Here is an 11,435-nt window from a genome sequence, read left to right on the forward strand (position 1 = left end):
GTTCCATGTTGAAGCGTCTGCCGATTTTGTGTGCCGCCCTGCTCGCGCTCGCCGCCTGCAGCCAGAATACGGGCAACAGTGCCGCGTCCTCCACGCCGGCCAGCACGACCGCCGCCGCCGCGGCGACGGCTGCGCCTGCCACCAGTGCCGCTCCAGCGACGGCAACAACGGCCGCACCGGCAACCCCGGGCACCACAGCACCGGCTGCCAGCAGCACCACCGCAGCAGCTCCGGCAGCTCCGGCAGCGCCGGCGCCCGCGCCCTTCGTCGACAACGGCAAGTGGGTCGAGGGCAAGAACTACTTCCTGATCGATCCCGCGCAGCCGACCAGCCACCCCGACAAGATCGAGGTCACCGAGGTGTTCTCGTACGCCTGCCCAGCCTGCAACCAGTTCCACACGAGCATGGATCGGCTGGCCGCGAGCCTGCCGTCGAATGCGGTCGTCACTTACCTGGCAGCCTCGTTCCGTCCGGACGAAAACTGGCCGCTGTTCCAGCGCGCGTACTATGCGGCGCAAGCGCTGGGTGTGGCTGAAAAGACCCACGATGCGATGTTCGATGCCGCCTGGAAAACCGGCGAGCTGGCTACCTATGACTTGCAGGCCGGCAAGCCCAAGCCGCGCGAGGCTTGGCCGACGATCGACGATGTCGCCAAGTTCTACGCCAAGTACGGCGTCGACCCGAAGCAGTTCACCGGCGTCGCGAATTCGTTCAGCATCAACACCCAGATGAAACGCGCCGACGACCTGATGAAGGCTTACGGCGTCGACAGCACGCCGACCCTCGTGGTCAACGGCAAATACCGTTACACCATTATTTCAGCCGGTGGCGTACCGCAGACGATCGAACTGACACAGTGGTTGGTGGCCAAGGAAGCCGCCGGCAAGTAACGCCGTCTACGACTGGCCATTGCGGCCAACCGCCACCCACCGGAAGAGAAGCCACATGTTCAAGCGATTTGCCCGTCTGCACTTGCTCACCCTGCTTGGCGGCCTGCTGCTGACCACGGCTTGCACCGCGCAGTCCGGTGCGCCTGCGCCGTATACCGAAGGCAGCGAGTATGTGACGCTGCCCGGTCCGCACCAGCGCTACAGCAGCGATGGCAAAGTGGAAGTGGTCGAAGTGTTTTCCTACGGCTGCATCCATTGCGCACATTTCGCGCCGATCGCGGAAAAGCTGCGCAAGCAGCTACCGCCGGGCGTCGTATTCAAGCTCATGCCGGCGCCGTTCAGCGCCGAGTGGCTGCCGTTTGCTCGCGCCTATTACGCAGCGAAGCAGCTTGGCGTGGTCGAGCGCACTCACCAGCAGTTGTTCGATGCGAAATTTGCGCAACACTACCCGATCAATTCGATGGATGAACTGGCCGACTTCTATGCCCGTGAAGGCGTGAATCGGGAGCAGTTCATGCGGATCGCGACGTCCGACGAAACCACCACGAAGCTGAAGGGGGATCTGACACTGATCCAGAAATGGGGCGTGGATGGCACCCCCAGCATCGTGGTCGACGGCAAGTATCGGGTGAACAACGTGCAGACGCCGGACGAACTGGCTGCGGTGGCGCTGTGGCTGGCGAAGCGCGAGCAGAGCGGAAAATAAGCACGCCCTGCCTGCAGCGACTGACGCGACGTTCATATCGGGCGGATCATGCTCGGGCGCATTGTCCGGCCGGTGCCTTGATCTCCGTGACTGTCTGCCTTCCCCTCCCCTGTAGTGTGTTGCGATGAACCGCGCCGCGATCCTCCAAGCTGCCCCCGCCGAGCGCCGTCTGCGCCTGCTCAGCTGCAACATCCTGGCCGGCGCCAGCGTGCGCCGGTACAGCGAATACGTCACCCGCAGCATCAACGCCGTGCTGCCGGGGCGTACCAAGATGGACAACCTCGACCGGCTTGCCGAGGTATTGCCGCAATTCGACGTGATCGGGTTGCAGGAGGCCGATGCCGGCAGCCTGCGCTCGGGCTTTCTCAACCAGACCCGCTATCTCGCGGAAACTGCCGGCATGCCGTTCTGGAGCCATCAGCCGAACCGCGCCATGGCACGGCTGGCACATTCGGCGAACGGCCTGATCAGCCGGCTGGAACCGCATTCCGTGCTGGACTATCAGCTGCCCAGCCGCATCCCCGGACGCGGCGCGTTGCTCGCGCAGTTCGGCGAAGGCAGCAGCGCGCTGGCGGTGATGATCGCGCACCTGTCGTTGAGCGCACCGGCGCGTGCGCGCCAACTGGGCTTCATCGCCGAGTTGCTGCACGATTTTCCGCACGCCATCCTGATGGGCGATCTGAATACCGAACCAGGCAGCGTGGAAATGCGCCAGCTATTCACCAAATGCAATCTGCAGCCACCGGCACAGTCGACACTGACGTTCCCCAGCTGGAAACCGCGACGCGCACTGGACCACATCCTGACGTCGTCGGCGATCCAGCTGGACAAGGTGTGGACGCTGCCCCAGGCATTCTCCGATCACCTTCCGCTGGCGGCGGAAATCCGTTTGCCGGCTCATGTCGGTAGCGTGTCGCGAGGTCCACGTCGATGAGCGGAGCAGGCCAGATCAAATCGGGCTGGACAGGATCGAACTGGCCGCTGCTGGCACTGCCATGGCTGCTGTTGCTGGCGTTCGGATTTGTTGCCGCAGGTCTGCGCTTTCGCCTGATCGAATCCACCGCGATAGCGGACCTGTGCGGCAGTGGCCAATACTCACCCTGGTGCAACACGCGGCAGCTGCTGATACTCGGTTTTCAGCATCATGCCTACGACGTCAGCGTCTACGGTGTCGCCGCCCTCATTGCGGCGGCGCTGGCGCTGTGGTCGAAGCAAATCTGGATCGCGTGGCTGGCCGCCGTGCTGGGTGTTTTTGCACTGCAGCTGTATTGCTTCGAACCCGGTGCACTGGCGCTACTCATCGGTTGCCTGCGCCTGCTGCGCCTGCAAACCCTGTCGCACACGCCACCAGGCGAACAGCACCGGCAACGCGAGCAGCAGATTCAGTCCCAGCCATAACCACGCCACCGGCGTCAGCGCTGACTCCTGCAGCACCACGACGGCCGCCAGCAGCGGCAGGCAGATAGCCATCAAGCGCTCTTCCAGCCGTGGCATCGATGCGCTTCGCTCGGACAGCAAAGCGACCAGCGCATAGCCCACGCAAGGCAGCTCGAACAGGCCGAGCGGTAGATCCCGGTAGCGCCCGTCAAACACCAGCAGCAGGCCGTAGTACGTCAGCACAAACAGCCAGGCCATGCGCAGCCATGCGGCCGGCGCAGACAGCTGTTGCGCGACACCGGCCAGCCGCGCGGCAATCCAGCGCGCCAGCAGCAGCATCGTGACCAGCGCCAGAGCACAGACGCTCAACGACACCGTCCATTCCCACAGATCGCGACCGGCAAACCACATCTGCCGGAACTGCCAGGCCAGCGCGCAACCGCTGGCAAAACCCATCAGCGCCAGGGCTGCTATGCCTCGCCCACCTTGCCAACGTCGACGCCAGCAACCGATCGGCACGAACAATCCCGCCGCTATCAAGCCCGCGAGCCAGCCAGCCCACCAGCGCGGCTCCTCGGTCACCGGCCCCACCATCGAGAACTTCGGTTGGGCATACCTGTCGAAGATGCCCCAATAGCCGCCGGCGGTGCCTTCCTGCTCGCGCTTCCACGGCTGATCAAACGCCTCGATCACGTTGTACGGCATCTGCACCGTCGCGGCGTAACGCAGGAATTCGCGCAGATAGCGTGCCTCGTTCACAAGGGTGGCGTTGGCCGCCTGGCGGGCCCGCCCGGCGCTGGGCCAACCGGTTTCGCCGATCATCACTTGCTGACCGGGAAACGCCTGCTGCACCTTCGCATAGACATCAGCGACATGCTGCACTGCGCCTTCCGGCGGCACCGGTCTATCCTCCCAATACGGCAGGATGTGGATCGTGATGAAGTCCACCGAGGAGGCCAACTCCGGATGGCGCAGCCAGAACTCCCACACGTCGGCGTAGGTCACCGGCACATTGATCGCCGCGCGCACCTCGTGCAGATAGCCGGCCAATTGCGCCGATGACAATTCACCGCGCAGCAGCACCTCGTTGCCGACGATCACCCCACGCAATACCTGCGGATACTTGCGCGCGGTGGCAATGCCGAGCTGGATCTGTTCTTCGTTCGACTGGGCGTCGCCTCTCAGCCAGATGCCCATCAGCACTTTCATGCCGTAGCGTCCGGCGATTTCCGGAACGGCACTGAGGCCCTGCCCTTGCGAATAGGTCCGCACGCAGTCGAAGCGTTGCGACAACGCACGCAGGTCGCTATCGATGCGCTGCGGACTGATGAACGCATTCGGATCGAGCGGAGTCTCGCCGTTGCCGCGAAATGGTGCATACGACACGCAGGCAATCCGCGCCGATGGCGCATCAGGCAAGGCCACCGGCCGGCCGATCGCCCACCACCAATAGGCCCCGAGCAGCGCCAGCGCCACGAGCAACAGCCATGCCAACCCGTGCCGGCGATACATAGGCGAAGGTGCTGACGGCATACCGATTCCCTGTGGCTAAAGACTGCTGAAGACGAAGCATGCCAGCTTAACAGGCACCTGCAGGCACGCTCACGATCGGCATCGATCGGCCGGCTTGCACCCAGTCGACACGAAACCATGAACTACACTGCGACCAGATCGCCACGGGAGTTTCCATGTTTGCCAACGCCACGCCACAGCGCATACCGCTTCTATGCTGGATGTTGGCGGCCGGCTGCTTGCTGGCCACGTCGCTCGCGCAGGCGACCGAGCCCAGCGACGCCCAACGCGCCGCGTTCAAGCAGGCCTATGCCGCCGCGCAACAAGGCGGCGACGGCTGGCGCAGCCTGGCCGATGGCCTGCACGACTATCCGCTGTATGCGTACCTGACGGCGGCCGCGCTGGAGCACGACATCCAGCAGACCGACCGGGCCAGCGTGGAGGCGTATCTCAAGCAGTACCCGGACTGGATTCCTGCGACCGACCTGCGCCGCGACTTCCTGCTGGAACTGGCGCGCCGCCAGGACTGGAGCAATTTTCTCGCCATGTACCAGCCCGGCCTCGGGGACGCGCTCAGTTGCGACGCCTTGCAGGCGCGACTGGCACGTGGCGAAACGCTGAATTTCGACAAGGATTTGTCCGCGTTGTGGGACAAGCCGAGCCTGCCCACTGCCTGCGACCCGGTGTTTGACGCAGCGCATGATCAGGGCCTGCTGACCAGCAACCGTCTGTGGACCCGCATTGATATCGCCGCCGACGCCGGCCAGGGCGGCACCATAAGCAAGCTCGCCGGCTGGCTGGCTGCGGACGACAGCACCGCTGCGCAGCAACTGGCGCTGGCTTTGCGCGACCCGTCGGCCGCCGTGGTCGCGGCGACAAACTGGCCCGATACCCAGCGCTCCCGGCAAGCCGTCACGCTGGCGCTCACGCGGCTGGCCCGTCGTCAGTCCGACACCGCTGATACGGCGTGGCAGAATCTGCAATCACGCTTCAACTTCAGCGTGTTGCAGCGAGGCCAGATACTGCATGCGCTGGCGTTGTTCCATGCCACCGATTTCGACGCGAACGCGCTGGCTCGATTGATCGCGCTGCCGCCCGCCGCGCAAACCGATGCCAGTCGCGAGTGGCGCGTGCGCGTGGCGCTGGCGGAACAGGATTGGCCGGCCGTGCTGGCCGCGATCGACGCGCTCACCGAGACTCAGAAGCAGGACGGCGAGTGGCGTTATTTTCGCGCCCGCGCGCTGGCTGCGCTTGGCCGCAACGCCGAGGCGCAGCAGCAGCTCAGCACGCTGGCCACCGAGCCCACGTTCTTCGGCTTCCTCGCCGCCGATCGTCTACAGCAGCCGTATGCGATCTGCCCGCTGCAACTGGCCGACGACCCGCAACGCGAAGAGGCTCTGCTGAACCAGCCCGGCCTGCTGCGCGCATTCGAACTCTATGCGGTCAATCTGCCCAAGCTGGCCCGCCGTGAATGGACGCAGGCGCTACAGGGTGCCGATCCGGACACTTTGCGGCTGGCCGCCGATCTGGCGAACAAGCGCGGCTGGTACGACCGCGCCGTATTCACGCTGGCCAGTGGCGACGCGTTGCGGCTGTATCAGCTGCGCTTTCCGCTGGCCAGCCAGGATGGTGTGGTGCCGCAGGCCGCACAGTCCGGGATCGAGGCGGCCTGGGCATACGGCATCCTGCGTGCCGAAAGTGCGTGGATGAGCGACGCCCGCTCCGGCGCCGACGCGCGCGGCCTGATGCAGCTGCTCCCTGGCACGGCTGAACTGGTCGCCAAGCGCAACGGTCTCAACTGGGGCGGCGGCGATACGCTGTACGACCCGACCGTCAACATCACGCTGGGCACGCGATATCTGGCGCAGATGGCGGAGCGTTATAACGGTGCGCCGTGGCTGGCCAGCGCGGCGTACAACGCAGGACCGGGCCGCGTCGACCAGTGGCTGGCCGCGCGCGGCACGCTGACACCGGACCTGTTCGTCGCCACCATCCCGTTCAAGGAAACCCGCGAATACGTCGCCCGGGTGATGGCGTTCAGCGTAATCTACGACTGGCGCCTCAACGGTAAGGCGGTGCCGCTGACCACCCGCCTGAGCGCGATCGGTCAGCCGTATGGACTGCCAAACGCGATGTCCGTGCACAAGTCGGTCAGTTGCCCGGTCATCGTACCGGTCACTCCGCCGGGCTCGCCCTCCACCGCGCGCAGTGCTTCACCCTGATCCAGCTACACCGAATTCGCTTCACGCAAGGATTGACTCGTATGGCCGCACAGCACCTCGTTATTCTCGGCGGCACTGGTTTCGTCGGCAGCCATCTCGTACCGCGACTGGCCGCTGACGGCCACCGCATCGTGCTGCTCAGCCGCAACCGCGAGCAACATCGTGAACTCGGCGTACTGCCGAAAGTGACCGTCCGCAGCGCCGATGTCTACAACGACGACGTGCTGCGCCGCGAGTTCGACGGCGCCGACGCGGTGATCAACCTGATCGGCATCCTCAACACGCAAGGCTCGCATACGTTTCAGCGTGCGCATGTGGACTTGACCCGGCGCGTGATTGCGGCCTGTCACGCGAGTGGCGTCAATCGTCTGCACCAGATGAGTTCGCTGAAAGCCGGCCAAGGCCTGTCGAACTATCTGAAGACACGCGGCGAGGCGGAGACCCTCGTCAAGGCCTCCGGCCTCGACTGGACGATCTACCAGCCCAGTGTGATCTTCGGCGAAGGTGACGGACTCGTAAGCCGCTTCGCCGCGTTGCTGCGGCGCATGCCAGCGCTGCCGCTGGCACGCGCAAAGTCACGCATGGCGCCCACCTTCGTCGGCGACGTTGCCGAAGCGATCGCGCGCTGCGTCGACAGCCACAAACTCGGCCTGCGAAGCAGCTACGAGCTGTACGGTCCCGAGACATTCACGCTCGGCGAGATCGTCCACCAGATCCGCGACACCGCCGGGCTGCGCACCCCGATCATTCCGCTGCACGACAGCCTCGGCCGGCTGCAGTCACAGGTCGCCGGCCTGCTGCCCGGCAAGCCGTTCTCGTTCGACAACTTCCAGTCATTGCGTACCGACTCCGTCGGCAAGACGGACGGTTACGCCGCACTCGGCATCGTGCCGCAGCCGTTCACCCCGTGGCTGCCACGCTTGCTCGGTGGGTCGCCATTGCAGCGGCGGCTGGATGAGGCGCGCGCAGCACGACGCTGATCGCTCGCGTTCCTTCGTACGCCCCCACTCTATGAGACGCCGTAGGTTGGGGTGAGCGCAGCGATGCCCAACATGCCCCACCATGGCCAACATGGACGGCCGTCGTTGCTGGGCATCGCTGCGCTCACCCCAACCTACCCCCGACAAGCCACTCCTACGTGGCAGAATCAACCTTATGCAAACCTATCTCGTCGGCGGCGCGGTCCGTGACAAATTACTGGGACGGCCGGTGGTCGATCACGATCATGTGGTTGTCGGTGCACGGCCGGAGGATCTGTTGGCGCTGGGGTACAAGCCGGTGGGCAAGGACTTTCCGGTGTTCCTGCATCCGAAGACCGGCGAGGAATATGCGCTCGCGCGCACCGAGCGCAAGACCGGCCACGGCTATCACGGCTTCGTGTTTCAGGCCGATGCGACGGTGACGCTGGAGCAGGATCTCGCGCGGCGCGACCTCACCATCAATGCGATCGCCGAAGACGCGCACGGTACGCTGACCGATCCCTATGACGGCGTGCGCGATGTCGAAGCGCGCGTGCTGCGCCATGTCTCGCCTGCCTTTATCGAAGATCCGGTGCGCGTACTGCGTGTGGCGCGTTTCGCAGCACGTTTCGCACCGCTAGGCTTCACGGTTGCCGGGGAAACCATGGCGCTGATGCAGCAGATGGTGCGCGATGGCGAAGTGGATCACCTGGTGCCCGAACGCGTGTGGGCGGAAACCCGCAAAGCCCTGACCGAAGCGCAGCCATCCGCATTTCTACGCGTGCTGCGCGAATGCGGCGCGCTGGCGGTGCTGTTTCCCGAAGTGGATGCGTTGTATGGCGTGCCGCAGCGCGCCGAGTTTCACCCGGAGATCGACACCGGCGTGCATCTGGAAATGGTCCTCGACGCGGCGGCGCGGATTGCGCCAGGCAACGATCTGGTCGGCTTCTGTGCGCTGGTGCACGACCTCGGCAAGGCGCTGACGCCGGCCGACGAACTGCCCCGCCATGTCGGCCACGAGCATCGAGGCGTGGCTCCGTTGCGCGCGCTGACCGCGCGATTGAAGGTGCCGACGGAACACGCCGCGCTGGCCGAACAGGTGTGCCGCGAGCACCTGAACGCGCACCGCGCGTTCGAGCTGAAACCAGCCACCGTGCTGAAGCTGCTGAGCTCGCTGGATGCGTTGCGCCGACCTGCGCGGCTGGATGTTTTCCTCGCCGCCTGCGAGGCCGACAAACGCGGTCGACTGGGCCACGAACAGGACGAATACCCGCAGGCCGCCTACTTGCGCGAAGCACGCGCCGTGTCGGCCGCGGTCGATGCTGGCGCGTTTATCGAGCAAGGCCTGTCCGGCCCGGCGATCGGCAACGCGATGGAAGCGGCCCGGATCGACGCCATTGCCGCACTGAAAGCTACACGTTCGCTAAGCACGCCTATTATATAAAGCCCGAATGACTGGCTCCCGGCCTGGGCGCTGATCGATCTCATACATGCTGGAGTTCCCTGTGCCGCGCGCATTCGCCCCGATCTCGCCCTTGCGTCAACGTTTTCGCCCGCTGCTGTGGCTGGCCATCACGTTCCTGCTGATCTCCTTCATCACCCGTGTAGCGCTGCTGGTGATGTCCGGGCACGAGGTATCCCATGGCCCGTTGAACCTGCTGTATGCGTTTGGCGTCGGCCTCGGCTACGACCTGGTCACGTTTATCTATGTGGCGTGGCCGATGGTGTTGTTCCTGTGGCTGGTACCGGCGCGGCGAGCGCGCGTTTCGGGCCCAGGGCAATGGCTGCTTTATCTGGTCGCCATGGCGCTGTTGTACGCGGCCTGCCTCGGTCTGGTGTTCGTGCGGTGGCATGTGGCGCTGCATGAATCGTGGCCGCTGGTCGCCTTGTTCCTGTTTTTCCTGCCTATGCCGGCGCTCGCGTATTCCGCACGCAATGGCCAGATGGCGATGTATGTGATGGGTCTGGTGCTGCTGTTCGGGCTGCTGTTCATCGCCGCGTGCGAGCTGGTGTTCTGGAACGAATTCAGTGTGCGCTTCAATTTCATCGCGGTGGACTATCTGGTCTACACGACCGAGGTGATCGGCAATATCCGCGAGTCGTATCCGATTTTCACCTGGGTGGCGATGCTGGCAGCGCTGGCGCTGGTGGTGTTCGCATTGAGCCGACGCGGCCTGCGCACGCGCGATAGCGGCAGCCGCCTCTGGCAGCGCGGCAAGCTGGCGCTGCTGTGGCTGGTGCTGACCGTGGTTTCGCTGTTCGCCGTGAACGGCGGCATGAAGGATCGCACCAGCAACACCTACGTCAACGAGCTGGCTGGCAATGGTATCTATCAGTTCTTTGCCGCGTTCCGCAGCAGCCACCTCGACTACGCGAAGTTCTACAGGACGATGCCGCAGGACCAGGCATTCCGCATCCTGCACGATAACCTGCAGACGCCGGACGCCACCTACATCAGCACCGATCCACATGATCTGACCCGCGCGATCCGCCACGTGGGTCCGGAGAAGCATCTCAACGTAGTGCTGATCAGCGTCGAGAGTCTGTCCGGTGATTACCTGGGAACCTTCGGCAATACGGAAAACCTCACGCCGTACCTGGATTCGCTGGTCGGCCAAAGTGTGTTCTTCGACAACCTCTACGCGAATGGCACGCGCACCGTGCGCGGGCTGGAAGCGTTGTCGCTGTCGGTGCCGCCGACTCCGGGTGATTCACTGATCCGCGAACACAACAACGAGAATCTTTTTTCGATCGCCGACATCTTCAACGATCGCGGCTACCAGTCGGACTTTGTCTACGGTGGCTACGGCTACTTCGACAACATGAACTACTTCTTCAGTCATAACGGTTATCGCACGATCGATCGCGGCGATATTCCGAAGGACGCCCCGATCCACAGCCAGAACGTGTGGGGCGTGTCTGACGAAGATCTGTACACGCTGGCGCTGAAGCAGATGGACGACGCGCATGCCGCCGGCAAGCCGTTCTTCCTGCACATCATGACTACGTCCAATCATCGGCCGTACACCTACCCGGCGGGCCGGGTGTCGCAGATTGCACCGTCACGTCCCGGCGCGGTGGCGTACACCGACTGGTCGATCAAGGACTTCATCGCACGTGCGCGAGCCAAGTCGTATTTCGATGACACCGTGTTCGTGATCACCGCCGATCACTGCGCTTCCAGCGCGGGCAAGAGCAGCCTGCCGATCAACCACTATCACATCCCGCTGTGGATCTATTCACCGAAGAACTTCCCGCCGCAGCGCGTGCACCAGCTGATGGGCCAGCTGGATATCCCGCCGACGCTGCTGGGCATGCTCAACTTCAGCTACCGCACACGCTTCTTCGGCCAGGACATCCTGCAACTGTCGGCCGATCGCGAACATGCGTTCCCTGGCACCTACGAAAAACTCGGCTACCTGCGCGACGATGCGCTCACCGTGCTGGAGCCGCAGCGCAAACTGGAGCAGTTCAAGCCGGACTACAACACTGGCGACGCCACGCCAATCACACCGGTGAACCAGACGCTGGTCGAAAACGCGGTGGCCTACTACCAGGTGGTGAGCGACCTGTTCAAGCATGGCCAGCTGGCGCACCGGCCGACCGATTCGACGCCGGTGCAGCCGCTGCCGTTGCCGGCTGCCGCATCTTCGGTACCTTCACCTGCGAGTTCGGCGCCAGCGCCGGCGAGCTCGACTCCCGCATCTGCGAGCACCACGCCATAGGCGGAGTAGGAACGCATCTTGCGCGGAAGACTGTGGGAGCGACT

Annotated in this window: 9 protein-coding genes; 8 read left to right on the plus strand and 1 reads right to left on the minus strand. The window is 64.3% G+C overall.

Annotated features, from left to right (window positions below; genetic code table 11):
* The first annotated feature begins 5 nt into the window (after positions 1-5).
* The 4 genes from HDE77_RS18140 to HDE77_RS18155 all read left to right on the plus strand — a co-directional run bounded on the left by HDE77_RS18140 (position 6) and on the right by HDE77_RS18155 (position 2,994).
* A complete protein-coding gene (locus HDE77_RS18140; RefSeq protein ID WP_184419324.1) occupies positions 6-890 on the plus strand; it encodes a thiol:disulfide interchange protein DsbA/DsbL in 885 nt (294 codons plus the stop codon).
* 55 nt (positions 891-945) lie between these two features.
* Positions 946-1,596, plus strand: coding sequence for a thiol:disulfide interchange protein DsbA/DsbL (locus HDE77_RS18145; protein ID WP_184419325.1), 651 nt, complete (start codon positions 946-948; stop codon positions 1,594-1,596).
* Positions 1,597-1,720: 124 nt separating this feature from the next.
* Entirely contained in the window at positions 1,721-2,530 is an 810-nt protein-coding gene (locus HDE77_RS18150) for an endonuclease/exonuclease/phosphatase family protein (protein ID WP_184419326.1), read from the plus strand.
* Positions 2,527-2,994 carry a hypothetical protein gene (locus HDE77_RS18155; protein WP_184419327.1) on the plus strand — a complete coding sequence of 156 codons (468 nt, stop codon included), beginning with the start codon at positions 2,527-2,529 and terminating at the stop codon, positions 2,992-2,994. The genes HDE77_RS18150 and HDE77_RS18155 overlap by 4 nt, the downstream gene beginning before the upstream one ends.
* Here HDE77_RS18155 and HDE77_RS18160 read toward each other — a convergent pair.
* A complete protein-coding gene (locus HDE77_RS18160) occupies positions 2,890-4,506 on the minus strand; it encodes a glycoside hydrolase family 17 (protein WP_184419328.1) in 1,617 nt (538 codons plus the stop codon). The genes HDE77_RS18155 and HDE77_RS18160 overlap by 105 nt on opposite strands.
* Positions 4,507-4,661: 155 nt before the next feature.
* Between HDE77_RS18160 and HDE77_RS18165 the strand changes: the two genes are divergently transcribed.
* From HDE77_RS18165 to HDE77_RS18180, 4 genes are all read left to right on the plus strand, one after another.
* Complete coding sequence (locus tag HDE77_RS18165) at positions 4,662-6,707, plus strand: transglycosylase SLT domain-containing protein (protein ID WP_184419329.1); 2,046 nt, start codon at positions 4,662-4,664, stop codon at positions 6,705-6,707.
* Positions 6,708-6,748: 41 nt separating this feature from the next.
* On the plus strand, positions 6,749-7,687 hold the full coding sequence (locus tag HDE77_RS18170; RefSeq protein WP_184419330.1) for a complex I NDUFA9 subunit family protein: 939 nt from the start codon (positions 6,749-6,751) through the stop codon (positions 7,685-7,687).
* A 175-nt stretch (positions 7,688-7,862) separates the two neighbouring features.
* Positions 7,863-9,110: a multifunctional CCA addition/repair protein gene (locus tag HDE77_RS18175; RefSeq protein ID WP_184419331.1), complete on the plus strand. Its 1,248-nt coding sequence runs from the start codon at positions 7,863-7,865 to the stop codon at positions 9,108-9,110.
* A 46-nt stretch (positions 9,111-9,156) separates the two neighbouring features.
* Positions 9,157-11,391, plus strand: a complete 2,235-nt coding sequence (locus HDE77_RS18180) for an LTA synthase family protein (RefSeq protein WP_184419332.1) — start codon at positions 9,157-9,159, stop codon at positions 11,389-11,391.
* Positions 11,392-11,435: the final 44 nt, after the last annotated feature.

It is taken from the genome of Rhodanobacter sp. MP7CTX1 (genome assembly GCF_014205795.1).
GTDB lineage: Bacteria > Pseudomonadota > Gammaproteobacteria > Xanthomonadales > Rhodanobacteraceae > Rhodanobacter.

Excerpts from the sequence above, each read along its gene's own strand:
- HDE77_RS18155 (WP_184419327.1), top strand. The coding sequence starts at position 2,527 with ATGAGCGGAGCAGGCCAGATCAAATCGGGCTGGACAGGATCGAACTGG.
- HDE77_RS18145 (WP_184419325.1), top strand. The coding sequence starts at position 946 with ATGTTCAAGCGATTTGCCCGTCTGCACTTGCTCACCCTGCTTGGCGGC.
- HDE77_RS18165 (WP_184419329.1), top strand. The coding sequence starts at position 4,662 with ATGTTTGCCAACGCCACGCCACAGCGCATACCGCTTCTATGCTGGATG.
- HDE77_RS18170 (WP_184419330.1), top strand. The coding sequence starts at position 6,749 with ATGGCCGCACAGCACCTCGTTATTCTCGGCGGCACTGGTTTCGTCGGC.
- HDE77_RS18140 (WP_184419324.1), top strand. The coding sequence starts at position 6 with ATGTTGAAGCGTCTGCCGATTTTGTGTGCCGCCCTGCTCGCGCTCGCC.
- HDE77_RS18160 (WP_184419328.1), bottom strand. The coding sequence starts at position 4,506 with ATGCCGTCAGCACCTTCGCCTATGTATCGCCGGCACGGGTTGGCATGG.
- HDE77_RS18175 (WP_184419331.1), top strand. The coding sequence starts at position 7,863 with ATGCAAACCTATCTCGTCGGCGGCGCGGTCCGTGACAAATTACTGGGA.
- HDE77_RS18150 (WP_184419326.1), top strand. The coding sequence starts at position 1,721 with ATGAACCGCGCCGCGATCCTCCAAGCTGCCCCCGCCGAGCGCCGTCTG.
- HDE77_RS18180 (WP_184419332.1), top strand. The coding sequence starts at position 9,157 with ATGCTGGAGTTCCCTGTGCCGCGCGCATTCGCCCCGATCTCGCCCTTG.